The sequence below is a fragment of the Nocardioides terrae genome (assembly GCF_900112345.1).
GTDB classification, from domain to species: domain Bacteria; phylum Actinomycetota; class Actinomycetes; order Propionibacteriales; family Nocardioidaceae; genus Nocardioides; species Nocardioides terrae.
Window position 1 is genome coordinate 45,356 of record NZ_FOLB01000011.1, and the last position, 25,834, is coordinate 71,189.

Here is a 25,834-nt window from a genome sequence, read left to right on the forward strand (position 1 = left end):
ATGGCGTTCCACGAGGAGGAGCTGGCCGAGCAGGAGTCGGCCTACCTGCAGCGGCTCACCGCCGCCGAGACCCTGGCGGGCGCGGGGGAGGACGAGCGCGCCGTCGAGGCGGCGCTGCGACCGCGCACGCTCGACGAGGTGGTCGGCCAGACCCGGGTGCGCGAGCAGCTCGGCCTCGTCCTGGAGGCGGCCCGGCAGCGGGGGAGGACCCCCGACCACGTGCTGCTCAGCGGGCCCCCGGGCCTGGGCAAGACCACGCTGGCGATGATCATCGCCGCGGAGATGGGCGCGCCCCTGCGGCTCACCTCCGGCCCGGCCATCACCCATGCCGGCGACCTGGCCAGCATCCTCTCGGGGATGAACGAGGGCGACGTCCTCTTCGTCGACGAGATCCACCGGATGTCGCGGCCGGCCGAGGAGATGCTCTACATGGCGATGGAGGACTTCCGGGTCGACGTCGTGATCGGCAAGGGCCCGGGCGCGACGGCGATCCCGCTCGAGATCCCACCGTTCACGCTGGTCGGCGCGACCACGCGCGCCGGCCTGCTGCCCGGCCCGCTGCGCGACCGGTTCGGCTTCACCGGTCACCTGGAGTTCTACGAGGCCGACGAGCTCGACCTGATCGTGCACCGCTCGGCCGGCCTGCTGGGCGTCGAGCTGACCGACGACGGCTCGGCCGAGATCGCCCTGCGCTCCCGCGGCACGCCGCGCATCGCCAACCGGCTGCTGCGACGGGTGCGCGACTTCGCCCAGGTGCGCGCCGACGGCGTGGTCACGATCGACGTCGCGCGCCGGGCGCTCGAGCTCTACGAGGTCGACGAGCTCGGGCTCGACCGGCTCGACCGCTCCGTCATCGGCGCGCTCTGCCGCCGCTTCGGCGGCGGCCCGGTCGGCCTCTCCACGCTCGCGGTCGCCGTCGGCGAGGAGCGGGAGACGGTCGAGGAGGTCGCCGAGCCGTTCCTGGTCCGCAACGGCTTCCTGGCGCGTACGCCGCGCGGGCGGGTCGCCACCCCGGCGGCCTGGGCCCACCTGGGACTCGCCGCGCCACCGGTCGCGCCGGGCCAGGAGAGCCTCTTCGACGGCGACGCGTAACGATCTGTGCCGATTCGTGGCGTGGACCACGCCCGTGGCTAGACTTGCGCGTCGGCCGACCCCGCGTCGGCCCATCCTGTCCTCAGCTGGAGAGAATCACCTGTGTCCTCACTCGGCGCCGTCCTGCCGTTCGTTCTCATCCTGGCCGTCTTCTGGCTGCTGATCCTGCGACCTCAGCAGCGCCGGCAGCGGGAACTCCGGGCCCTGCAGTCGTCGTTGAGTGCTGGGAGCGAGGTGATGCTCACCTCGGGCATCTACGGGACCGTCAGCGCCACGGCGGATGACCACGTCCTGGTCGAGATCGCTCCGGGCGTGACGATCAAGATCGCCCGGGGTGCAGTCGCCCAGGTCATGACGAACATCGAGCCGGCGGCCGACGAGCCCGTCGACTCCGAGGAGAACTGAGAACCATGGCACGCAAGACGCGCAAGCCGGGGCGCACCCTCGGGGTGTTCTTCCTGGCCTTGGCGATCGCCTACGGCCTGGTGGCCGTGGGCGCGAGCTGGAAGCCCGAGCTCGGCCTGGACCTCCAGGGCGGCACCCGGATCACCCTCGTGGCCGAGGGCAGCCCGTCGCGGGACGCCCTCAACGAGGCGAAGAGCATCATCGACCAGCGCGTCAACGGCTCCGGTGTCACCGAGGCCGAGGTCACCACGCAGGGCAACAACCTGATCGTCGTCGAGATCCCGGGCAAGAACCGCGCGGACCTGGTCGAGACCGTGCAGCGCACCGCGCAGCTGCGGTTCCGCCTCGTCGCCTGCACCGAGTCCGCCGCCTGTGGCGCCGCCGCGGCCAGCACGACCACGCCGACCGCGCCGACCGCACCGGGTGTCGCCCCGCGCGCACCCGTCGGCTTCGGCAAGGCCGACACCACGCCGTCGCCCACCGCCACGCCGACCGGCGCCGGCACGCCGACCGACACCGCAACGGACGGCACCACGCCGAGCACGTCGCCGACCGCCACCGGCACGGCGAAGCCGGACACGAAGAGCTCGTCGTTCGACGCCGCCGTGGACTTCATGAACAACCCGCCGGCCGACTGGGCGCAGAAGTTCAACGACTACACCTGCCCCACCAACGCTGCGCCGATCGATGACGACCCCGCGCAGCCACTGGTCAGCTGCAGCCCCGAGGGCGAGAAGTACCTCATGTCGCCGGCCATCATCGAAGGCCGCGACATCACCGACGCGAGCTACGGCATCCCGCAGAACGACGTGCAGTACGCCGTCATGCTCGACTTCAACGGGCACGGCCGCAGCATCTTCGCCGACGCCACCGGCACCATCGCCGGGACCGGCCAGCTCTTCGCGATCGTCATGGACGGCCAGGTCATCTCCGCGGCGACGGCGTCGAGCCGGATCGCCACCGGCGCCCAGATCACCGGCAACTTCACCCAGGAGCAGGCCAAGAGCCTCTCGACGAGCCTCAAGTTCGGCTCGCTGCCGGTGAAGTTCAAGAAGGACACCTCGAGCGAGGTCGTCGGCCCGACCCTGGCCGGTGACCAGCTCAGCGCCGGTCTGTGGGCAGGCGCGTTCGGCCTCATCCTCGTGATGATCTACTGCCTGCTCTACTACCGAGGCCTCGGCATCGTCGTGCTCTCGTCGCTGAGCTTCGCGGCGGCGTGGACCTATGCGCTGGTGCTACTGCTGAGCAAGACGGCGGGCTTCACGCTCACGCTGCCCGGCATCGCGGGCCTGATCATCGCGGTCGGCATCACGGCCGACTCCTTCATCATCTTCTTCGAGCGCATCCGTGACGAGATGCGTGAGGGCAAGTCGATGCGGGTGGCCGTCGAGACCGGCTGGGTGCGCGCGAAGCGCACCCGGATCGCGGCGAGCTTCGTCTCGCTGCTCTCGGCCGCGATCCTCTACATCTTCGCCACCGGCGTCGTGAAGGGCTTCGGCTTCGCGCTCGGCCTCTCCACGCTCATCGACCTCGCGGTCCTCTTCTGGTTCACCAAGCCGCTCGTGTCCTGGTTCGCGCGCTTCCGCTTCTTCAACGGCGGCGGCAAGCTCTCCGGGCTCAGCCCCGAAACGCTCGGCACGGACATGCCCGTCGCCGTGGGAGGTAAGGCCTGATGGGCAAGTTCTCCAGGCTCGGCAACGAGCTCTACAACGGCCGCCGGTCGATCGACTTCGTCCACAAGCGCCCGCTCTGGTACTCCATCTCCGGTGGCATCGTCCTCGCGGCGCTCCTCGTCGTGATCTTCAACGGCTTCAACTTCGGCGTGGAGTTCACCGGCGGCACCGAGGTCCGTGTCAGCGGCCTCACGTCCTCGCAGGCCACCCAGTCGACCGCCGACGACCTGCGCCAGGCGATCGTCGACGCCGGGATCCCCGGCGCCGAGGAGCCCACCGTGAACACCTCGGGCGACAGCGGCATGTCGATCCAGACCGAGGACCTGACGCAGGCCAACGACCAGCGCCTCGTCGACGTCATCACGTCCGTCGTGGACGTCGCCGACCCGGCCAAGCAGATCTCGCCCTCCGACATCGGCGCCAGCTGGGGCCGGCAGGTCGCCCAGCGCGCCATCGTCGGCGTCTGCGTCTTCCTCGTCCTCGTGATGTTCTTCATCGGGCTCTACTTCCGCGAGTGGAAGATGTCGGTGGCGGCGTTCGCCGCGCTCTTCCACGACATCGTGATCACGATGGGTGTCTACTCGCTCTCCGGCTTCTCGGTCACGCCGTCCGCGGTGACCGGTCTGCTGGCGATCCTCGGCTTCTCGCTCTACGACACCGTGGTGGTCTTCGACAAGGTCCGGGAGAACACCCACAACCTGCGCGAGTCGCGGACGACGTACGCCGCCGCGGCGAACCTGGCCGTCAACCAGACGCTCGCCCGGTCGATCAACACCGGCATCGTGGCGCTGATCCCGATCGGCGCGATCCTCTACGTCAGCGCCGTCCAGCTGGGTGCCAGCTCGCTGAAGGACCTCGCGCTGTCGCAGTTCGTCGGCATGGCGGCGGGTGTCTTCTCGTCGGTGTGGGTGGCCCCGCGCATCCTGGTCCACCTCAAGTCCAACGAGTCCGACGTCAAGATGGCCGAGAAGCGGGAGAAGGCGAGGGCCCGCGCCGAGGCCGACCGCTACGCGTCGGTGCCGACGTTCCGCGAGGACATGCCCGTCGTGGAGACCCCGCGCGAGCTGGACCTCGACGACCTCGACGACGACCAGGTCGAGCTCGAGGTCGAGCACGCCGAGCGCCGGCGGGCGAGCGACACCACCGCCACCCGGCTCGGCCAGGGGCGCGTCGCTCCGCCGGCCCGCGGGCCGGTCCGCGAGAGCGGCGCCTCGGGTCGTCAGCAGCCCACCCGGCAGCCGCGTTCCCAGCGGGGCAAGAAGCCGTGACCGACGTCGAGGGACGTCCCCTGCTCACCGCTCTCGAGTCGCTGATCTGGGACGTCCCCGACTACCCCTCCCCGGGGATCCTCTTCAAGGACATCACGCCGCTGCTCGCCGACCACGACACGTTCACCGCGACGGTGCAGGCGCTGGCCGACGCCGGCCGGGACGGGTCGGGCGCGACGGTGGTCGACAAGGTCCTCGGCATGGAGGCGCGCGGCTTCATCCTGGCGGCACCGGTCGCCCTGGCGCTCGGTGCCGGGTTCGTGCCGGTCCGCAAGGCCGGCAAGCTGCCCCGCGAGACGCACGCAGTGTCCTATGCGCTGGAGTACGGCGAGGCGACCCTCGAGATCCACACCGATGCGGTGGCGCCGGGGGAGCGGGTCCTGCTCGTCGACGACGTGCTCGCGACCGGCGGCACGATCGACGCCACCCGTCAGCTCGTCGAGGCGTGCGGCGGCACCGTCGCAGGCGTCGCCGTACTCATGGAGCTCTCGGCGCTGCCGGGCCGGGCCGCCGTCGGCGCCCTGCCGCTCACCGCGCTGATGACGGTCTGAGGCGCACGCAGCCGGCACCGACGGCCGGCCACTGGCCGGCCACTAGACTGTGCCAATGACCGACAAGCCGGCGGTGGCGGCGCCCCGAGCGAATGCCAACCAGGGGCGCGAGGGCGGTCAGCAACCCACCTCGACCCCGCCGTCGGGACGCAGCATGCGCGCCAGGCTCGCCCGGATGGGCAACAAGAGCGGGACGGTCAACCCCGTCCTCGAGCCGCTCTTCCGCGCCGTGCGCGCGAACCACCCGAAGGCCGACCTGGCCCTGCTCGAGCGCGCCTACGCCCGCGCCGAGGGCTGGCACGAGGGCCAGCTCCGCAAGAGCGGCGACCCCTACATCACCCACCCGCTCGCGGTGACCACCATCCTCGCCGAGCTCGGCATGACCGAGCCGACCCTTGTCGCGGCGCTGCTGCACGACACCGTCGAGGACACGCCCTACACGCTCGAGCTCCTGACCAAGGAGTTCGGCGCCGAGGTCGCCCGGCTCGTCGACGGGGTCACCAAGCTCGACAAGGTGCAGTACGGCGACTCGGCGCAGTCCGAGACGATCCGGAAGATGATCGTGGCGATGTCGAAGGACATCCGGGTCCTCGTCATCAAGCTCGCCGACCGGCTGCACAACATGCGCACGCTGCGCTACGTGCCGGTGAAGTCGCAGGAGCGCAGCGCCCGCGAGACCCTCGACATCTACGCCCCGCTGGCCCACCGACTGGGCATGAACACGATCAAGTGGGAGCTCGAGGACCTCGCCTTCGCGACGCTGCACCCCAAGATCTACGACGAGATCGTGCGGCTCGTCGCCGAGCGGGCGCCCTCGCGCGACCAGTTCCTGGCCCAGGTGATCAGCCAGGTCGAGAACGACCTGCGCGAGGCGAAGATCAAGGCGACGGTCACCGGCCGCCCGAAGCACTACTACTCGATCTACCAGAAGATGATCGTCGGCGGTAAGGACTTCTCCGACATCTACGACCTCGTCGGCATCCGCATCCTCGTCCAGGAGGACCGCGACTGCTACTCGGTCCTGGGCGTCCTGCACTCGCGCTGGAACCCGGTGCTCGGCCGGTTCAAGGACTACATCTCGCTGCCCAAGTTCAACATGTACCAGTCCCTGCACACGACGGTGATCGGCCCGCAGGGCAAGCCCGTCGAGATGCAGATCCGCACCTTTCCCATGCACCGGCGCGCGGAGTACGGCGTCGCGGCGCACTGGAAGTACAAGGAGGACGGCCGGGCCGGGGTCGACACCGACCAGCAGGGCGACCTGGACGACATGGGCTGGGTGCGCCAGCTGATGGACTGGCAGTCCGAGGTCGAGGACCCGGGCGAGTTCCTGGAGTCGCTGCGCTTCGAGATGAACCGGACCGAGGTCTACGTCTTCACCCCGCGCGGCGACGTCATCGCGCTCCCGTCCGGTGCCACCCCCGTCGACTTCGCGTACGCCGTGCACACCGAGGTCGGCCACCACACGATCGGCGCGCGGGTCAACGGCCGCCTCGTCCCGCTGGAGTCGACGCTGGACAACGGCGACGTCATCGAGGTCTTCACCTCCAAGTCGCCCACCGCCGGACCGTCGCAGGACTGGCTCGGCTTCGTGAAGTCCAACCGGGCGCGGTCGAAGATCCGGGCCTGGTTCACCAAGGAGCGCCGCGAGGAGGCGATCGAGAAGGGCCAGGAGCAGATCGCCAAGCTCATGCGCAAGGAGGGCCTGCCGCTCAAGCGGCTGATGTCGCACGAGTCGCTGACCCTCGCCGCACGGCACTTCAACATCGCCGACGTGGACGCCCTCTACGCCGCCGTCGGCGAGGGCAACCTCTCAGCGCAGGCCGTCGTCCGGCGTGTCATCACCGAGCACGGCGGCAACGAGGGCGCCCAGGAGGACCTCGCCGAGGCGGTCACCATCACCGGCCGGCGCAACCGGCCGACCACCGCGCGCGGCGGCACCGACGCCGGCGTACTCGTCAAGGGCCAGCCGGACGTCTGGACCAAGCTCGCCAAGTGCTGCACCCCTGTCCCCGGCGACGCGATCATCGGGTTCGTCACCAAGGGCGGCGGCGTCTCGGTCCACCGTGCCGACTGCACCAACGCGTCCTCGCTGCAGAGCCAGCCGGAGCGGCTCCTCGACGTCGAGTGGGGCTCGGGCAGCGGCTCGACCTACCTCGTCAACATCCAGGTGGAGGCGCTCGACCGCTCCCGGCTGCTCTCCGACATCACCATGGCGATCTCGGACTCGCACGTGAACATCCTGTCCGCCCAGCTGCAGACCACCCGCGACCGGGTGGCCAAGAGCCGCTTCACCTTCGAGATGGCCGACACGAAGCACCTCGACCAGGTGCTCAAGTCGGTGCGCTCGGTCCCCGGCGTCTTCGACGCCTACCGCGTGACGTCGTGACGACGCGCGCGGCTTTGCACATGCGGGGGTCCGCGCTCCCCGAGGGTCTGACTACGATGGGCGCCTGCCGGGCTGCGGACGTCGTGTGACGTCCGGCGGCGCCGGGGCAGTGTGACGACGATGATCGGACAGGGATCACCAGTGACCAGCAACGAGTGGGGCCGGGTCGACGCCGAGGGCAACGTCTATGTGACGACGCCGGAGGGGGAGCGGTGGGTCGGCCAGTACCCCGACGGTTCGCCGGAGGAGGCGCTGAAGCTCTTCACCGACCGCTTCGACCAGCTCGCCTTCGAGGTCGAGCAGCTGGAGCGGCGCGTGCACACCGCGAAGGCGAGCCCGGAGGAGGCCACCGAGGCGGTGAAGCTGGTGCGCGGCAAGGTCGCCGACGCCCACGCGGTCGGAGACCTGGCTTCACTGGCCGCCCGGCTCGACGCGCTGAGCCCGGTCATCGCGACGCAGCGCGAGGCCCGCAAGGCCGAGCGTGCCGCGCGGGCCGAGGAGGCGCGCGCCGAGAAGGAGCGCATCGTCGCCGAGGCCGAGACCCTCGCCCAGGGCAACGACTGGCGCAACGGCGCCAACCGGCTGCGCGACCTGCTCGAGCAGTGGAAGGTGCTGCCGCGCATCGACCGCGCCGGCGACGAGGCGCTGTGGAAGCGGTTCTCGACCGCCCGGACCGCCTACACGCGCCGCCGCAAGGCCCACTTCGCCGAGCTCAACGAGAAGCGCGAGGGTGCTCGCGCGATCAAGGAGAAGCTGGTCGTGGAGGCCGAGGCGCTCAGCGACTCGACCGACTGGGGCCCGACCGCGGGGCGCTACCGCGACCTCATGCAGCGGTGGAAGGCCGCCGGCCCCGCGCCGAAGGACGTCGACGACGCGCTCTGGAAGCGGTTCCGTGGCGCGCAGGACTCCTTCTTCGGAGCCCGTGACGCCGCGAACGCGGCGATCGACGCCGAGTTCGGCGCAAACGCGGAGGTCAAGGAGCAGCTCCTGGTCGAGGCCGAGGCGCTCCTGCCGGTCCAGGATCTCGCCGCCACCAAGGCCGCCTTCCGCGACCTCGCCGACCGGTGGGACGCCGCGGGCAAGGTGCCGCGCGACCGGATCCGCGACCTCGAGGGCCGCATGCGCAAGGTCGAGCAGGCGATCAAGGCCGTCGAGGACGAGCAGTGGAGCAGGTCGGACCCGGAGAAGTCCGCCCGCGCCGACGACATGATCTCCAAGCTCGAGGCCGCGATCGCCCAGGTCGAGGGCGACCTGGAGAAGGCCCGGGCCGCCGGCGACCCCAAGCGGATCTCGTCGCTGGAGGAGAACCTCGAGTCGCGCAAGCAGTTCCTGGACATGGCTCGTCGGGCGAGCGCCGACTTCAGCTAGGCGTGACCCGTTCGGCCCTCCGACCACCGATGCGACGGACGTCTTCGGCCCTGGATAGGGTTGCCCGGTGTCGAGCATAGGGCTGATCGCCGGCTTCCCCGCCGGTCCGTGGGGCACCAACTGCTACGTGGTCGCGACCGGGCCGGGCAGTGAGTGCGTGGTCATCGACCCGGGCAAGGACTCCGCCGCCGGCATCGCCGACGTGGTCCGCGAGCACCGGCTGAAGCCCGTCTCGGTGCTCGTCACGCACGGCCACGTGGACCACATGTGGTGCGTGGCCCCGGTCGCCGGGACCTACGACGCCACCGCCTGGATCCACCCGACCGACCGGCACCTGCTCGCAGACCCGATGGCCGGCATGAGCCCCGAGACCGTCCAGATGGTGCTCGGCGGCGGCTACAGCTGGGCCGAGCCGGACGACGTCCAGGAGCTGGCCGACGGTCAGGCGCTGGAGCTCGCCGGCCTGCGCTTCCTGGTCGACCACACGCCAGGCCACACCGAGGGGTCGGTCACCTTCCGGACGCCGTACGGCCGCGACGACGTCTCCGAGGTGATGTTCTCCGGCGACGTCCTCTTCGCGGGCTCGATCGGGCGGACCGACCTCCCCGGCGGAAACCATGCCGCCATGCTGCGCAGCCTGACCACCAAGGTGCTGCCGCTGGCCGACGACACCGTCGTGCTCCCCGGGCACGGCGACCAGACCTCGATCGGCCGCGAGCGCGCCACCAACCCGTTCCTCCAGGACCTGATCACCTCATGAGCGCCCACGACAGGATCGCCGCCCCCAAGGGCGTCCCCGAGTACCTCCCGCCCGTCTCCTCCTCCTGGCTCGCGATCCGCGAGACGCTCGCCCGGCAGGCGACCCTCGCCGGCTACGGCTACATCGAGCTGCCGGTGTTCGAGGAGACGGCCCTCTACGTCCGCGGCGTGGGGGAGTCGACCGACGTCGTCTCCAAGGAGATGTACACCTTCACCGACCGCGGCGGCCGGTCGCTGACGCTGCGCCCCGAGGGCACCGCGGGCGTCATGCGCTCGGTCATCGAGCACAGCCTCGACCGCGGCCAGCTGCCGGTGAAGCTCTGGTACGCCGGCCCGTTCTTCCGCGCCGAGCGCCCGCAGCACGGCCGCTACCGCCAGCTGCAGCAGTTCGGCGTCGAGGCGATCGGCTCCGAGGATCCCGCGCTCGACGCCGAGGTGATCGCGATCGCCGACAACGGCTACCGCGCGCTCGGCCTGACCGGCTACCGGCTCGAGATCACCAGCCTCGGCTGCGCCGACTGCCGGCCGGCCTACCGCGAGAAGCTGGTCGCGTTCCTCGAGGGCCTCGACCTCGACGACGCCACCCGGGAGCGCGCCCGGATCAACCCGCTGCGCGTCCTCGACGACAAGCGGCCCGAGGTCATCGCCCAGCTCACCGACGCGCCGCTGATGATCGACCACCTCGATGAGGCCTGCGCCGAGCACTTCGCGGCGGTCCGGGCGCTGCTGGACGCCGGAGGGACGGCGTCGCAGGTCACGTACACCGTCAATCCGCGGATGGTGCGCGGCCTCGACTACTACACCCGGACCACGTTCGAGTTCGTCCACGACGGCCTCGGAGCGCAGTCCGGCATCGGCGGCGGCGGTCGCTACGACGGCCTGATGAGCGAGCTCGGCGGTCAGGAGCTCTCCGGCATCGGCTTCGGGCTGGGTCTGGACCGCATCCTGCTCGCCTGCCAGGCGGAGGGGCTCACGCCCGGTCCGGCCACCGCCCTCGACGTGTACGTCGTCCCGCTCGGTGCGGCCCGCCAGCGAGCGGCCCTGCTCGTGGCCGAGCTGCGCCGCGCGGGCCTGCGCACCGACCAGGGCTTCGGCGAACGCGGGCTCAAGGGCGCCATGAAGGCCGCCGACCGCTCGGGCGCACCCCTCGTCGTCGTGGTCGGCGAGCGCGACCTCGAGGCGGGCGTCGCCCAGGTGAAGTCGATGGACACCGGCGACCAGGTCCCGGTCCCCTGGGACGACCTCGCCACCTACTTGACCAACGTCATCGCAGCAACGAAGGAGCAGAACCAGTGATCCGGACACACGAGGCCGGCGCCCTGCGCGCCGAGCAGGTCGGGCAGACCGTCACCCTCGCAGGGTGGGTGGCCCGGCGACGTGATCACGGCGGGGTGACCTTCATCGACCTGCGTGATGCCAGCGGCATCGTGCAGATCGTCTTCCGCGAGGAGGAGACGGCGCACGCCCTGCGCAACGAGTTCTGCATCAAGGTCGTCGGCGAGGTCGTCGCCCGCACCGAGGGCAACGTCAACCCCAACATCGCCACCGGCGAGGTCGAGGTCGTCGTCAGCGAGCTGGAGATCCTCAACACGGCCGCACCGCTGCCTTTCCAGATCGACGACGCGGCGTCGCACGGGGGCGAGGTCGGCGAGGAGGCGCGGCTCAAGTACCGCTACCTCGACCTGCGCCGCTCCGGCCCCGCCTCGGCGATCCGGCTCCGGTCGAAGGTCTACCAGGCCATCCGCGAGGTGCTCGGCCGCCGCGACTTCGTCGAGGTCGAGACCCCGACGCTGACCCGGTCCACGCCCGAGGGCGCCCGCGACTTCGTCGTGCCGGCGCGCCTGCACCCCGGCAGCTGGTACGCGCTGCCGCAGAGCCCGCAGCTGTTCAAGCAGCTGCTCATGGTCGGCGGGCTGGAGCGCTACTACCAGATCGCCCGCTGCTACCGCGACGAGGACTTCCGCGCCGACCGGCAGCCGGAGTTCACCCAGCTCGACATCGAGATGAGCTTCGTCGACCAGGACGACGTCATCGAGATGATGGAGGACGTCATCAAGGCGATGTGGGCCACGATCGACGTCGAGGTCGCGACCCCGATCCGGCGCATCACCTACGCCGAGGCGATGAGCAAGTACGGCTCCGACAAGCCCGACCTGCGCCTCGGCCTCGAGCTGGTCGAGTGCACCGACTACTTCAAGGAGACGCCCTTCCGCGTCTTCCAGCAGTATCCGGAGGGTTACGTCGGCGCCGTGGTCATGCCGGGTGGCGGCAGCCAGCCGCGCAAGCAGCTCGACGCCTGGCAGGAGTGGGCCAAGCAGCGCGGCGCGCGCGGCCTGGCCTACGTGCTGGTCGGCGAGGACGGCACCCTCGGCGGCCCCGTCGCCAAGAACCTGACCGAGACCGAGCAGGCCGGCCTGGCCGCGCACGTCGGGGCCCAGCCCGGCGACTGCATCTTCTTCGCCGCCGGCGCCACCAAGTCCAGTCGCGCGCTGCTCGGCGCGGCCCGGCTGGAGATCGGCAGCCGGCTCGGCATGCTCGACCCCGACCGGTTCGAGTTCGTGTGGGTGGTCGACGCCCCGATGTTCGAGCCGGCCGGCGACGCGGTCGCCTCCGGTGACGTGGCCGTCGGCGCGGGGGAGTGGACCGCCGTCCACCACGCCTTCACCGGACCGAAGCCGGAGTTCCTCGACACCTTCGACACCGACCCGGGTTCGGCGCTCGCCTACGCCTACGACATCGTCTGCAACGGGTCCGAGCTCGGCGGCGGATCGATCCGTATCCACCGCGAGGACGTCCAGAAGCGCGTCTTCAACGTGATGGGCATCAGCGACGAGCAGGCGCAGGAGAAGTTCGGCTTCCTGCTCGATGCGTTCAAGTTCGGCGCCCCGCCGCACGGCGGCATCGCCCTGGGCATGGACCGCGTGGTCCAGCACCTCGCGAAGGCCGAATCGATCCGTGAGGTGATCGCGTTCCCGAAGTCGGGCGGCGGGTTCGACCCGCTGACCTCCGCCCCGGCGCCGATCACTGCCCAGCAACGGGCCGAAGCCGGTGTCGACGCGGTCCCGACGGAAGATCTGTCCTCCGAGGGCTGATCGCCCGCGAATGCTCCCTGTCCAGGGGCGATCCGCCGTACGCGCCTGTCCACCCGTTGAGACCAGATCGTTACGTACGCGCGACGTTCGCGTCGTAGACCGTCCCATATAGTGCAACGAGCCCTGGGGAGCACAGCCCTCCTCGGCCACCTGCTGTGAAAGGAACAACCACGTGACGCTGAACGTCTCGGAACTCGAGTCGCACGGCACTGACGATCTCGTCGAGGTCGAGGGTCTGGAGCAGTCGAGCGTCGCCGGTCGCTCTCCGATGCAGCTGGCTGTCGCCCGGTTCCGCAAGGACCGGCTCTCGATGGTGTCGCTGTTCTTCTCGATCATCATCGTGCTCTGCGCCATCGCGGCGCCGATCCTCGTGGCGGCCGGCGTGCTGCACCCGAACGCGGTCCACCAGGAGCTCCTTGGCAACGACGGCGTCACGCCGAAGGGTGGCTGGAGCGGTGTCAGCGGCAGCCACTGGCTGGGTGTCGAGCCGGGCCTCGGGCGCGACCTGGGTGCCCGACTCATGCTCGCGCTGACCTACTCGCTGGCGATCGCGCTCACCGCCACGGCGCTCACCGTGTTCATCGGGACCGTGCTGGGCATCGTCGCCGGGTTCTCCCGCGGCATCGTCGACGGCGTGGTCGGCCGGTTCATCGACCTGACGCTCTCCTTCCCCCAGACGATGATGCTGCTGGCCCTCTCGTCGCCCGCCGTGCTGTTCCTGCGGACGACGATGGCGGACGTGCCCGGCTTCGGCGTGCTGGAGGACCGCGACCGCGCGACCGGCCTCTACGTGATCATCATCCTGGCGGCCTTCGGCTGGCCGCCCGTCGCGCGCGTGGTCCGCGGTCAGGTGCTGTCGCTGCGCGAGCGTGAGTACATCGACGCGGCGCGCCTGCTCGGCGCCTCCCGCTTCCGCCTCTACTTCAAGGAAGTGCTGCCCAACGTGTGGGCGCCGGTGCTCGTCTACGTGACGCTGCTCGTGCCGGCCTACATCTCCGCGGAGGCGGCCTTCGCCTACCTGGGTGTCGCGATCAAGCCGCCGACCCCGACGCTGGGCAACATCCTGGCCGACTCGGTCAACTACACCAGTGCCGATCCCTGGTTCTTCTTCGTACCCGGCATCGTCCTCGCACTCACCGTCGTCGTGTTCAACCTCGTCGGCGACGGTGCGCGCGACGCCCTCGATCCGAAGACGGATCGCTAAAGACCCAGTCCGTCGCCCTCTGGGGCGAAAGGCTGTTGCGCCGACGCACTGCGCGGGGCGCGTTCACTCAGAAAAAGGAGACAGAATGGCCATCAGCAAGAAGCCGTTCGCTGCGTTGGCGGCAAGTGCGCTTGCGCTCTCGGTCGCTGCCTGCGGCGGAAGTGATGACAACGGCGGAGGCGGCGGCAACAGCGACAACAAGAGCGCCGCGGGTTCCAAGGGTGGCACCGCCATCTTCTTCAACGGTGTGCGCAACACCGAGCACTGGGACCCCCAGCGCATGTACATCGGCCGCGACCTGAACAACTCCGGCCGGCTGTTCTACCGCAGCCTGGTGGCCTACCCCGCCTCCAACGACGCCAAGGAAGGCACCACCCCGGTCGCCGACCTCGCCACCGACACCGGCAAGACCGACGACGGCGGCAAGACCTGGCAGTTCACCGTGCGCGACGACGTGAAGTGGCAGGACGGCAAGCCGATCACCTGCGAGGACTTCAAGTACGGCGCCTCGCGCAACTTCGCGACCGACGTCATCATCGGTGGCCCGGCGAACTACCTGTTCACCTACCTGGACATCCCCCAGGGCAAGGACGGCCTCCCGGTCTACGACGGTCCTTACAAGAAGGACAACCAGGACCTCTTCGACAAGGCCGTGACCTGCGACGGGCAGACGATCACGTACCACATGAAGAAGGTGTGGCCGGACTTCCCGCAGTCCATCGCCTCGCTGCGTTACCTCGACCCGTACCGTCAGGACCTGGACAAGGGCGACGCCAGCAACTTCCAGATCATCTCGAACGGCCCCTACAAGCTCGACGGCAACTGGACCGAGGGCACCGGCGGCACGTTCGTCCGCAACGAGAACTGGGACGAGAGCACCGATCCGATCCGCAAGGCGCTCCCGGACAAGTGGGAGTTCCGCGAGGGCGACCAGGACGAGGCGATCTACGACCAGCTGCTCGCCGACTCCGGTGACGCGCAGTTCGGCGTGACCGAGCGTCGTCTGCCCCCGACCGACTACGGCCGCATCGACGAGGTGAAGGACCGCTACACGCAGGTCGAGTCGCCGTTCGTCGACTACCTGCTGCCGAACTTCAACTCGCCGGTCTTCAAGGACAAGGCGTGCCGTGAGGCGCTCGCCATGGCGACCAGCCGCGCCTCGTGGATCCAGGCCGGTGGCGGTGACCGTGCGTTCAAGCCGGCCTACTCCGTCATCAACCCGTCGGTCCCCGGTTACACCGAGAACCCGAAGTTCAAGTCGATCCCCGACGAGGGTGACCCTGCCGGTGCCAAGGCCAAGCTGGCCGAGTGCTCGGCCCCGAAGCCGGTGAAGATCAAGTTCACCTACTCGGGCGGCACGCCCACCTCGGACAAGCAGGCCTCCGCGCTGAAGGACGCCTGGGACAAGGCCGGGTTCGTCACCGAGCTCGACCCGCTGCAGGACACGTACTACTCGGTGATCCAGAAGCCCGACGCGGACTTCGACGTCACCTGGGCCGGTTGGGGCGCTGACTGGCCGTCGGTCGGCACCGTGATCCCGCCGCTGTTCGACAGCCGCATCAACATCACCAAGTCGTCCAACGGCAACGACTACGGCAACTACAAGGGCGGTCCTGAGGTCGACTCGGCCATCGACGCCGCCTACGCCGAGGCCGACCTCGACAAGGCCGCGCAGGACTGGGCCGGCGTCGACGCCAAGCTGAGCGACGATGTTGCCTACATCCCGCTCGAGATCACGATCTTCAACTTCCTCCACGGATCGAAGATCACCGGTTACTCCAACAACGTCTCGACCAACGGCTACGCCGACCTGGCCGTGATCGGGGTCTCCAAGTAACATCCTCGGCCGCCGGTGGTCGGGAGCTGCGCTTCGTAGCTCCCGACCACCGGTGCCTGCCCGGCCCTTCCGTCTGCTAGCAGGGACTCCGCTGTGTTTGCCTACCTTGTCCGCCGCATCATCGGCGGGATCGTCCTTCTCATCGTGATGAGCCTCGTCACGTTCGCCCTCTTCTTCGCTTCGCCGGTCAACCCGGCGGACTTCTCGTGCGGCAAGAACTGCTCGCCGGCGCAGAAGAAGCAGACCGCTGCGGCGCTCGGCTTCGACGACAACTTCTTCAACCAGTGGGCCGACTTCGGCAAGGGTGTCTTCGTCGGCCGCGACTTCCCCGACGACCCCAAGCTGCGCGAGACCGCCCCCGAGACGATCGCGCACTGCCCGGCCCCGTGCCTGGGCTACTCGCGTGAGCGCACGGCGAACGTGACGTCCCTGATCAAGGAGACGCTGCCCGTCTCCGTCTCGCTCGCCATCCTCGCCTTCATCATCTGGATCGTCGGCGGCGTCCTCTTCGGGGTGATCGCCGCGCTACGAAGAGGCACGATCATCGACCGAGGGCTCGTCGGCATCTCGCTGGTGCTCTATGCCTTCCCGACGTTCTTCGTCGGGCTCCTGCTCTACAAGTTCGTCGCGATCAAGTGGGGCTGGGTCGACATACCCCGCTACGAGACGATCGCCGACGGCGGCATCACCGGCTGGGCCTCGAGCCTGATCCTGCCGGCCATCACCCTCGCGGTGTTCTTCATGGCCGCCTACGTCCGGATGACGCGTGCCTACGTGATCGAGTCGCTCAGCGAGGACTACGTGCGCACGGCGCGCGCCAAGGGTCTGCCCGCGCGTGCCGTCACGTTCAAGCACGCGCTGCGCGCGGCGCTCACCCCGATCGTGACGATGGCCGGCCTCGACTTCGCCGGCCTGCTCGGTGGCGCCATCATCACCGAGTCGGTCTTCAACTACCCTGGTCTCGGCAAGCTGGCGGTCCAGGCCAACCGGGACTACGACCTGCCGACATTGGTCGGGCTCGTCCTGCTCCTGGCGGCCTTCGTCATCATCGCCAACATCATTGTCGACGTGCTCTACGCGGTCATCGACCCGCGCGTACGGCTCAGCTAGATAGGACCATCGTGTCGGATACCTCCACGAAGCACGACGCCTTCCTGCGGGTCGAGGACCTCCGGGTCCACTTCCCGACCGCGGACGGCGTCGTCAAGGCCACCGACGGCCTCTCCTTCGAGCTGGCCCGCGGCAAGACGCTCGGCATCGTCGGCGAGTCGGGGTCGGGCAAGTCGGTCTCGAGCTCGGCGATCCTGGGCCTGCACCGCGGCACGCGTGCGCAGGTCAGCGGGCAGATCCTGCTCGAGGACGTCGACCTGCTGCAGCTCTCCGACGAGGAGATGCGGCGACGCCGCGGCCTCGACGTCGCCATGATCTTCCAGGACCCGCTCTCGGCGATGCACCCCTACTACACGGTCGGCAACCAGCTGGTCGAGGCCTACCGGGTGCACAACAACGTCTCGAAGAAGGCGGCCCGCACCCGGGCGATCGAGATGCTGGAGCGCGTCGGGATCCCGCAGCCCGACCGTCGCGTCGACGACTACCCGCACCAGTTCTCCGGTGGCATGCGGCAGCGCGCGATGATCGCGATGGGGCTGATCAACAACCCCGGGCTGCTCATCGCCGACGAGCCGACCACCGCGCTCGACGTGACGGTGCAGGCCCAGATCCTGGACCTCCTGCAGGACCTGCAGCGCGAGTTCAACTCCGCGATCATCATCATCACCCACGACCTCGGCGTCGTGGCGGAGATGGCCGACCAGGTCCTCGTGATGTACGCCGGCAAGGCGGTCGAGTACGGCCCGACCAAGGAGCTCCTGGTCCGCCCGGAGATGCCCTACACGTGGGGCCTGCTCTCGAGCGTCCCGGACGTCACCGCCGACACCGACTCCAAGCTCATCCCGATCCCGGGCAACCCGCCCAGCCTGCTCAACCCCCCGAGCGGCTGCGCCTTCCACCCGCGCTGCCCGCACAAGGACAAGGTGCCCGGGCGACTCTGTTGGACGGTCCAGCCCGAGCTGGTGCCCGGACGGCAGGGCATGGGTCACCTCAAGCGGTGCCACCTGCCCGACCCGGACCAGGTCTACGCGCTGGAAGTGCTGCCCGAGTTCGACCCGGAGCTGGCGAGCGAGCTGGCGCAGGCCCGGATCCCGGACCCCGCGGCAGACGCTGCAGCAGGCCCTGCAGCAGGCCCTGCAGCAGGCACCGCAGCAGGCACCGCCACTCCCGACACCGCTGACGAGAGGGACGCGCAGTGACCACCGAGCCCGTTGACGAGCTCAAGCCTCATCCCGAGACGAGTTCCCTCACCGGAACGCCGATCCTCGAGGTCGAGGACCTCAAGATGTACTTCCCGGTCAAGAGCTCCGGGTTCCTGCGCCGCACCATCGGCCACGTCCAGGCCGTGGACGGCGTCTCCTTCCAGGTGCGGTCCGGCAGCTCCCTCGGCCTGGTCGGGGAGTCCGGTTGCGGCAAGTCGACGACCGGTCGCCTGATCACGCGGCTCTACGAGCCGACCGCCGGGCGCATCGAGTTCGACGGTCGTGACATCGCGAACCTGTCCGAGCGCGAGCTGCACCCGCTGCGGCGCGACATCCAGATGATCTTCCAGGACCCCTACACGTCGCTGAACCCGCGGCACACGGTCGGAGCGATCGTCGGGGCGCCGCTGGCGATCCACAAGGTCGTGCCGAAGGATAAGATCCTCGCGCGCGTCCAGGAGCTGCTGGAGATCGTCGGCCTCAACCCCGAGCACTACAACCGCTACCCGCACGAGTTCTCCGGTGGTCAGCGGCAGCGCATCGGTATCGCCCGTGCGCTCACGCTGCAGCCCAAGCTGCTGGTGGCGGACGAGCCGGTCTCGGCGCTCGACGTCTCGATCCAGGCGCAGGTCGTCAACCTGCTCCAGGACCTCCAGCGCGAGTTCAACATCGCCTTCCTCTTCGTCGCCCACGACCTCGCGATCGTGCGGCACTTCTGCCCCGAGATCGCGGTGATGTACCTCGGCAAGATCGTCGAGATCGGTGACCGGGAGACGCTGTACGCGCGGCCGAACCACCCCTACACGCAGGCGCTGCTGTCGGCCGTCCCGGACGTCAAGCAGGCCAAGGTCGGCGGTCGCCGCGAGCGGATCCGTCTCGAGGGTGACCTGCCCTCGCCGATCAACCCGCCGTCCGGCTGCCGCTTCCGCACCCGGTGCCCGATCGCGCAGGACATCTGCGCGCGCGTGGAGCCCCCGCTGCTGCAGGTCGGGCCGACCCACAAGGTCGCCTGCCACTTCCCGGGCGAGGTCGGCAAGCACCCCGAGAAGCCGATCACGCCGCGACTGCTCGGCGTGGACGACAGCGGGATGCCGGACCTCGCAGCCGGTCCGGCCACGGACCTGCCGACCGGGCCGGGCTACTCCGACACGTGGTTCGACCTCGAGCACAACACGATGGGCCGCGCCTGAGGGTCGAGACCTCCGCACTAGGGTGATCGTGTGGAGGGACTCTTCGAGCTCGGCGGGCAGGCGACCGGTGGGTCGCAGGGCTCGCTGAGCTCGGCCGACCACGCGTCGGCGCCGCTCGCGGTGCGGATGCGGCCGCGCTCGCTCGACGAGCTCGTCGGGCAGGCGCAGCTGCGTGCTCCCGGCAGCCCGCTGCGGCAGCTCATCGAGGGCGACAAGTCGCTCTCGCTGCTGCTGTGGGGGCCGCCGGGCACGGGCAAGACCACCATCGCCTCCATCGTCAGCCGCCAGACCGACCGTCGCTTCGTCGAGGTCTCGGCGGTCTCGGCCGGCGTCAAGGAGGTACGTGCCGCGATCGACAGCGCCCGCGCGGAGCTGGTCGCGACCGGCCGGGAGACGGTGCTCTTCGTCGACGAGGTGCACCGGTTCAGCAAGGCCCAGCAGGACGCGCTCCTGCCGGGCGTGGAGAACCGCTGGGTGACGCTGGTCGCCGCGACCACGGAGAACCCCTACTTCTCGGTGATCTCGCCGCTGCTCTCCCGCAGCCTGCTGCTGCGGCTGGAGTCGCTGACCGAGGACGACATCCGCGGGGTGCTCGAGCGAGCGCTCACCGACGAGCGCGGTCTGGCGGGCGGCTTCACCATCGCCGACGACGCCCTCGACCACCTGGTCAGGCTGGCCGGGGGAGACGCTCGGCGCTCGCTCACCTACCTGGAGGCGGCAGCGGGGGCTGCGGCCAGCCAGGGACACGACAAGATCGACCTCGGCACCGCCGAGACGGCGGTCGACACCGCCGCCGTGCGCTACGACCGCGACGGCGACCAGCACTACGACGTGATCAGCGCCTTCATCAAGTCGGTCCGCGGCTCCGACGCCGACGCGGCGCTGCACTACCTGGCCCGGATGATGGAGGCCGGCGAGGACCCCCGCTTCATCGCCCGGCGCCTGATGATCCTGGCGAGCGAGGATGTCGGCCTGGCCGATCCGACCGCCCTGACGACCGCCGTCGCGGCCGCGCAGACCGTGCAGCTCATCGGCATGCCCGAGGCGCAGCTCACCCTCGCCCACGCCACCCTGGCGCTCGCGGTGGCGCCGAAGTCCAACGCGGTCACGACCGCGATCGGGGCCGCGCTCGCCGACGTACGCGCCGGAAGGATCGGGCAGGTGCCCGCCCACCTGCGCGACGCGCACTACGGAGGCGCCAAGAAGCTCGGGCACGGCACGGCCTACCGCTACGCCCACGACGAGCCGTTCGGGATCGCCGAGCAGCAGTACCTCCCCGACGTGCTCGCGGAGGCGACGTACTACGAGCCGAAGGAGATCGGGGCGGAGAGCGCGATCAAGGAGCGCTGGGAGCGGGTGCGGGCGATCATCCGGGGAACGGGCAGGAGTCCGTCGAAGGGCCCGCGATAGGGTCAGTCCCCATGACCGCGCTCACGATCACCCTGGCCTGCGTGGCCGTGATCGCTGCTGCCGTGGCGGTTCTGGCGCTCGCCGCGCTGCGTCGTGCTCACGGTGACGCGGCGCGTGAGGCGACCGGGCTCCGCATGCGACTGGACGCGTTGGAGGCGGGCCTGATGGGGCCGGAGCCGACGGCCGTGGCGCGGCCCGCGCAGGAGTACGTCATCACCCACCTCGGCGAGCCCGAGCCGGACGCCGACGAGGCGTCGGTGCCCGTGCGGCTCGCCCCGCCGGCCTTCGCGGACGCCGTGCTGCGCGAGACGGTCGTGCAGGCCGCCTCCCTCGTGCAGGGCGTACGCCGGGCGCTCGCCCCCGAGACCCGCCACCGGATCCGCTTCGAGATGAGGCGCGAGGTCAAGCGGTCCCGCAAGGCGCGGAAGGTGGAGGTCAAGGAGGCCCTGCGCGCCTACCGCGCCGGCCAGCGCGAGACCGAGGGCGCCGCATGAGGCGCGGTCTCTGGTTCGTCGCCGGCGCCGGCGTGGGCGTCTATGCGATGGTCCGCGGCCGCCGCGCCGCGGAGGCGTTCACCGCCGAGGGGCTGCACGACAGGTGGCAGGCGCTCGGCCTCGGTGCGCGGCTGTTCGCCGAGGAGGTCGCCACCGGCAAGGCGGAGGCCGAGACCCGGCTGCGCGAGCGGTTCGGGCCGGCGTACGGGACGACCCGGGAGCTCGCGCCACCCAGCAACGATCGATACCTCGAGGAAGGACCCCAGTGAGCACAGCGCCCGACGGCCGGCCCGACACGTGGCTCAGCACGGCGGAGATCCGTCGCCGCTTCACCAGCCACTTCGCCGACAACGAGAGCCTGCCGCACACGGTCGTGCCGTCCGCGTCGCTGCTGCTCGACGACCCGAACCTGCTCTTCGTCAACGCCGGCATGGTGCCGTTCAAGCCCTACTTCCTCGGCCAGGAGACGCCGCCGTTCCCGCGCGCCACCAGCGTGCAGAAGTGCATCCGCACCCCCGACATCGAGGACGTCGGCAAGACGACCCGCCACGGCACGTTCTTCGAGATGTGCGGCAACTTCTCCTTCGGCGACTACTTCAAGGACGGCGCGATCGCGCTCGCCTGGGACCTGGTCACCAAGCCGATCGCCGACGGCGGCTTCGGCTTCGACGAGGCGGTGCTCTATCCGTCGGTGCTGGACGGCGACGACGAGGCCGTCGGCATCTGGAAGCGCGTCACCGGCCTGCCCGACGACCGCATCGTCCGGCTGCCGCCCAAGGAGAACTACTGGTCCATGGGCGTCCCCGGTCCCGGCGGTCCGTGCTCGGAGATCCTCATCGACCGCGGACCGGCCTACGGCGCCGACCGGGACTGGGACGCCGGCGACCGCTACCTGGAGTTCTGGAACCTCGTCTTCATGCAGGACGACATCGTCGCCGCCCGGTCGAAGTACGACGTCGACATCGCCGGGTCGCTGCCCCAGAAGAGCATCGACACCGGCATGGGCCTCGAGCGGGTCGCCTACCTGCTCCAGGGGCGCAACAACATGTACGAGACCGACGTGATGTTCCCGGTCATCGAGAAGGCGATGGAGCTCACCGGCCGCGCCTACGGCGCCGACCACGACGACGACGTGCGCTTCCGCGTGGTCGGGGACCACATCCGGTCGTCGCTGATGCTCATCAACGACGGCGTCACCCCGGGCAACGAGGGCCGCGGCTACGTGCTGCGCCGGCTGATGCGGCGGGCGATCCGCTCGATGCGGCTGCTCGGCTGCGAGGACCGGGTGCTGCCCGAGCTGCTGCCCGTCTCCCGCGACCGGATGGCGGAGACCTACACCGACCTGATCCAGAACTGGCAGCGGATCTCGACCGTCGCGTTCGCCGAGGAGGACGCCTTCCGGCAGACCCTCAAGGCGGGCAGCCAGATCTTCGACCTCGCCGCGGGCGAGGTCAAGAAGGCGGGCGGCACCGTCCTCGACGGCGCCCGCGCGTTCCAGCTCCACGACACCTACGGCTTCCCGATCGACCTGACCCTCGAGATGGCCGCCGAGCAGGGCCTCGCGGTCGACGAGGACGGCTTCCGCCGCCTGATGGGCGAGCAGCGTCAGCGCGCGAAGGACGACGCCCGGTCGAAGAAGAGCGCCCACCGCGACGCCGCCGCCTACCGCGAGATCGCCGACTCCCTCGGTCGCGCGGTCGACTTCACCGGCTACGACACGGTCGTCGACGAGGGCGTCGTCCGCGGCCTGGTCGGCGCCGACGGCGTGGTCGCGAGCGCCCGTGAGGGTGACGAGGTGGAGCTCGTCCTCGACCGCACGCCGTTCTACGCCGAGGGTGGCGGCCAGCTCGCCGACACCGGGCACATCGAGCTCGCCAACGGCGCTCGCCTCGAGGTGCTCGACGTGCAGTCGCCGATCACCGGGCTCATCGCCCACCGGGTGCGCGTGCTCGACGGCGAGGTCTCGCCCGGCGTCGCCGCGCACGCCGCGGTCGACCTCGGCCGCCGGCTGGCGATCAGCCGCGCCCACACCGCCACCCACATGGTGCACAAGGCGTTCCGCCAGGCGCTCGGCGAGACGGCCACCCAGGCCGGCTCCGAGAACGCGCCGGGCCGCTTCCGCTTCGACTTCTCCGCCACCGGCGCCGTGCCGGCCTCGGTGATGGCCGACGTGGAGGCGACCGTCAACGCGGTCATCCTCGACGACCTCGCGGTCCGGGCCGACTACATGTCGCAGAAGGAGGCCGTCGCGTCCGGTGCGATGGCCCTCTTCGGCGAGAAGTACGGCGACACCGTCCGCGTCGTCTCCGTCGGTGACTGGGCCCGCGAGCTGTGCGGCGGCACCCACACCGCCTCCAGCGGCAAGCTCGGTGTCATCAAGCTGCTCGGCGAGTCGTCCATCGGCTCGGGCGTGCGCCGGGTGGAGGCGCTGGTCGGCACCGACGCCTACCAGTTCCTCGCCCGCGAGCACGTCCTCGTCGCCCAGCTCTCCGAGGCGCTCAAGGCGCGGCCGGAGGAGCTGCCCGAGCGCGTCAACGACCTCGTCGAGCGGCTCCGCGGCGCCGAGAAGGAGATCGAGAAGGTCCGCACCGCCCAGCTGCTCGCGTCGGCCGGCTCGATCGCCGGGTCGGCGCTGGACGTCGACGGCGTCGCCGTGGTCGCGGCCCGCGCGGCCGGCGCGGCCGGGGGCGACGTACGCACCCTGGTGACCGACATCAGGTCTCGCTTCACCGACCGCCCGGCGGTCGTCGTGCTGATCGGCGACGGCGAGGGCAGGGTCTCGGTCGTCACCGCGACCAACGACGCCGCCCGTGCGCGCGGACTGTCCGCCAACACGCTCCTGCGTGAGCTCGCGCCGGTCCTCGGCGGCCGGGGCGGCGGCAAGGACGACCTGGCGCAGGGTGGCGGCACCGACGCCTCCCGCATCGACGAGGCGCTCGGCCTCGTGCCGGGGCTCGTGGCGAACGCCTGATGCGGGGGAGGCGATGAGAGCGGGTGTCAGGCTGGGCATCGACCCCGGCGACGCCCGGATCGGCGTCGCCCGCAGCGACCCGACCGGGTTCCTCGCGACACCGGTCGAGACGGTGAAGCGGGGCCGTGGAGACCTCGCCCGCATCGCCGAGATCGCCGCCGAGATCCAGGCCGAGTCGGTCCTCGTCGAGGTGGTGGTCGGACTGCCCCGCTCGCTCAAGGGCGGGGAGAACCCGGCCACCGCCAAGGTCCGCGCCTTCGCCGCCGCGCTGGCCCGGCGGCTGGGGCCGCTGCCGGTGCGTCTCGTCGACGAGAGGCTGACCACGGTCTCTGCGGAGGCTATCCTTCGCGACCGGGGACGGAAGGGACAGGACCGTCGCTCGGTGGTCGACCAGGCCGCCGCGGTGCTGATCCTGCAGCACGCACTGGACACAGAACGCGCATCGGGGGCTGCGCCCGGAGAGATCGTCGAGGTTGGGACACGATGACTGAGCACGACGAGCACGGGCAGCAGCCGCCGCTCGGCGACACGGCCGAGCGGCCCGCCGTACGCGACGACGGGTACGACGACCGCAGCCGGGCCGCCGACGAGGATGCGTACGACCAGCCCCACGAGCAGGAGGCGTACGACCAGGGCGACTACGAGGCCGGCTACGACGAGCCGGTCGACGACGCTGCCGGAGGTGGGCGCTCGCGCGGCGGCCGACGCGCCGAGCGGCGCCCCAGCAGGCTCCCGGGCTGCCTGGCCGCCCTCGTCGCCCTCGCCGTCGTCGTCGGTCTCCTCTGGGTCGGCTTCGGGTTCGTCAAGGACAAGCTGGACGGCCTCGGCGGAGGCGGAGGCGGCGACTACTCGGGCCAGACCGCCCACGGCCAGGTGACCTTCGAGGTCAAGCCGGGCGACACCGCCGCGGCGATGGGCCGCAACCTCAAGTCCGCCGGCGTGGTGAAGTCCGTCGACGCGTTCATCTCGGCGGCCAACGCCGACCCGGCCGCGGCCGGCATCCAGGTCGGCAACTACCAGCTGCAGAAGGAGATGCGCGCCGCTGACGCGCTCGCCGTACTGGTCGACCCGAAGAACATCGTGACGACGAACGTCACCATCCCGGAGGGGCTGCGCGTCGTCGACATCGTCGACACGCTGGTCAAGAAGACGGACTTCAAGAAGCCCCAGTTCGAGAAGGCGCTGAAGGACCCGAAGATCGGGCTGCCCGACTACGCCAAGGGCAACCCCGAGGGCTACCTCTTCCCGGCCACCTACGCCTTCGGCCCGAAGGCCCAGCCGGTCGACATGATCAAGGCCATGGTGGACCGCTGGAAGCAGGCCGCGAAGGACAACGATCTCGAGGCGAGGGCCGAGGCGCTCGGCTACACGCCCGCGGAGATGATGACCATCGCCTCGCTCGTGCAGGCCGAGGGCCGGGGCGACGACATGCCGAAGATCGCCCGGGTGATCTACAACCGGCTCGAGGGCCCCGGCTCCAAGCAGGGCACCAACGGGCTGCTGCAGATCGACGCCACGGTCAACTACGCGCTCGGACGCAAGGGCGTCGCCACGGTGACCGAGGACGAGACCCACACCGACTCGCCCTACAACACCTACGCCAACGCCGGCCTCCCGCCAGGACCGATCCAGTCGCCCGGCGACGACGCGATCCAGGCGGCGACCCACCCGGCCGAAGGCGACTGGTACTACTACGTGACCGTCAACCTCAAGACCGGCGAGACGAAGTTCGCCGAGACCTACGACGAGTTCCTGGGCTATCGCCAGGAGCTGAAGGACTACTGCGAGAACGAGTCGGCCGGCGCCTGCTGAGCCGCTG

The 25,834-nt window shown here is 70.3% G+C and carries 21 protein-coding genes; all 21 read left to right on the top strand.

What is annotated here, in order from left to right; all coding sequences use genetic code 11:
• Entirely contained in the window at positions 1 to 1,092 is a 1,092-nt protein-coding gene (gene ruvB / locus BM236_RS14505; RefSeq protein ID WP_091125140.1) for a Holliday junction branch migration DNA helicase RuvB, read from the top strand.
• A 102-nt stretch (positions 1,093 to 1,194) separates the two neighbouring features.
• Entirely contained in the window at positions 1,195 to 1,497 is a 303-nt protein-coding gene (gene yajC, locus BM236_RS14510) for a preprotein translocase subunit YajC (protein ID WP_091125142.1), read from the top strand.
• 5 nt (positions 1,498 to 1,502) lie between these two features.
• Positions 1,503 to 3,170 carry a protein translocase subunit SecD gene (secD, locus tag BM236_RS14515; RefSeq protein ID WP_091125145.1) on the top strand — a complete coding sequence of 556 codons (1,668 nt, stop codon included), beginning with the start codon at positions 1,503 to 1,505 and terminating at the stop codon, positions 3,168 to 3,170.
• Positions 3,170 to 4,438, top strand: a complete 1,269-nt coding sequence (gene secF / locus BM236_RS14520) for a protein translocase subunit SecF (protein WP_091125148.1) — start codon at positions 3,170 to 3,172, stop codon at positions 4,436 to 4,438. The genes secD and secF overlap by 1 nt, the downstream gene beginning before the upstream one ends.
• Entirely contained in the window at positions 4,435 to 4,989 is a 555-nt protein-coding gene (locus BM236_RS14525; protein ID WP_175507699.1) for an adenine phosphoribosyltransferase, read from the top strand. Before secF ends, BM236_RS14525 begins: the two co-directional genes overlap by 4 nt.
• Positions 4,990 to 5,044: 55 nt before the next feature.
• A complete protein-coding gene (locus BM236_RS14530; protein ID WP_217645353.1) occupies positions 5,045 to 7,378 on the top strand; it encodes a RelA/SpoT family protein in 2,334 nt (777 codons plus the stop codon).
• A gap of 141 nt (positions 7,379 to 7,519) precedes the next feature.
• The gene (locus BM236_RS14535) at positions 7,520 to 8,746 is read left to right on the top strand and encodes a DUF349 domain-containing protein (RefSeq protein WP_091125149.1); all 1,227 of its coding nucleotides are present in this window, start codon (positions 7,520 to 7,522) and stop codon (positions 8,744 to 8,746) included.
• A 67-nt stretch (positions 8,747 to 8,813) separates the two neighbouring features.
• Positions 8,814 to 9,506: an MBL fold metallo-hydrolase gene (locus BM236_RS14540; protein ID WP_245750347.1), complete on the top strand. Its 693-nt coding sequence runs from the start codon at positions 8,814 to 8,816 to the stop codon at positions 9,504 to 9,506.
• Positions 9,503 to 10,801: a histidine--tRNA ligase gene (hisS, locus tag BM236_RS14545; RefSeq protein WP_091125152.1), complete on the top strand. Its 1,299-nt coding sequence runs from the start codon at positions 9,503 to 9,505 to the stop codon at positions 10,799 to 10,801. Before BM236_RS14540 ends, hisS begins: the two co-directional genes overlap by 4 nt.
• Positions 10,798 to 12,597 (top strand): aspartate--tRNA ligase, encoded by a 1,800-nt coding sequence (gene aspS, locus BM236_RS14550; protein WP_091125153.1) that lies wholly within the window; start codon positions 10,798 to 10,800, stop codon positions 12,595 to 12,597. Before hisS ends, aspS begins: the two co-directional genes overlap by 4 nt.
• A 172-nt stretch (positions 12,598 to 12,769) precedes the next feature.
• A complete protein-coding gene (locus BM236_RS14555) occupies positions 12,770 to 13,801 on the top strand; it encodes an ABC transporter permease (protein ID WP_217645354.1) in 1,032 nt (343 codons plus the stop codon).
• Between the two features lie 85 nt (positions 13,802 to 13,886).
• Positions 13,887 to 15,638: an ABC transporter substrate-binding protein gene (locus BM236_RS14560; protein WP_091125156.1), complete on the top strand. Its 1,752-nt coding sequence runs from the start codon at positions 13,887 to 13,889 to the stop codon at positions 15,636 to 15,638.
• Positions 15,639 to 15,731: 93 nt separating this feature from the next.
• The gene (locus BM236_RS14565; RefSeq protein WP_091125158.1) at positions 15,732 to 16,748 is read left to right on the top strand and encodes an ABC transporter permease; all 1,017 of its coding nucleotides are present in this window, start codon (positions 15,732 to 15,734) and stop codon (positions 16,746 to 16,748) included.
• An 11-nt stretch (positions 16,749 to 16,759) separates the two neighbouring features.
• Complete coding sequence (locus tag BM236_RS14570) at positions 16,760 to 17,947, top strand: ABC transporter ATP-binding protein (protein WP_091125160.1); 1,188 nt, start codon at positions 16,760 to 16,762, stop codon at positions 17,945 to 17,947.
• The gene (locus BM236_RS14575; RefSeq protein ID WP_091125162.1) at positions 17,944 to 19,140 is read left to right on the top strand and encodes an ABC transporter ATP-binding protein; all 1,197 of its coding nucleotides are present in this window, start codon (positions 17,944 to 17,946) and stop codon (positions 19,138 to 19,140) included. The genes BM236_RS14570 and BM236_RS14575 overlap by 4 nt, the downstream gene beginning before the upstream one ends.
• 30 nt (positions 19,141 to 19,170) lie before the next feature.
• Entirely contained in the window at positions 19,171 to 20,550 is a 1,380-nt protein-coding gene (locus tag BM236_RS14580) for a replication-associated recombination protein A (protein ID WP_091125164.1), read from the top strand.
• An 11-nt stretch (positions 20,551 to 20,561) separates the two neighbouring features.
• The gene (locus tag BM236_RS14585) at positions 20,562 to 21,044 is read left to right on the top strand and encodes a hypothetical protein (RefSeq protein WP_091125167.1); all 483 of its coding nucleotides are present in this window, start codon (positions 20,562 to 20,564) and stop codon (positions 21,042 to 21,044) included.
• On the top strand, positions 21,041 to 21,313 hold the full coding sequence (locus BM236_RS14590; protein WP_175507700.1) for a DUF6167 family protein: 273 nt from the start codon (positions 21,041 to 21,043) through the stop codon (positions 21,311 to 21,313). The genes BM236_RS14585 and BM236_RS14590 overlap by 4 nt, the downstream gene beginning before the upstream one ends.
• Positions 21,310 to 24,015 carry an alanine--tRNA ligase gene (gene alaS, locus BM236_RS14595; protein WP_091125169.1) on the top strand — a complete coding sequence of 902 codons (2,706 nt, stop codon included), beginning with the start codon at positions 21,310 to 21,312 and terminating at the stop codon, positions 24,013 to 24,015. The genes BM236_RS14590 and alaS overlap by 4 nt, the downstream gene beginning before the upstream one ends.
• Before the next feature lie 13 nt (positions 24,016 to 24,028).
• Entirely contained in the window at positions 24,029 to 24,502 is a 474-nt protein-coding gene (gene ruvX / locus BM236_RS14600) for a Holliday junction resolvase RuvX (RefSeq protein ID WP_091125171.1), read from the top strand.
• Positions 24,499 to 25,827: an endolytic transglycosylase MltG gene (gene mltG / locus BM236_RS14605; RefSeq protein WP_091125173.1), complete on the top strand. Its 1,329-nt coding sequence runs from the start codon at positions 24,499 to 24,501 to the stop codon at positions 25,825 to 25,827. Before ruvX ends, mltG begins: the two co-directional genes overlap by 4 nt.
• Positions 25,828 to 25,834 lie beyond the last annotated feature (7 nt).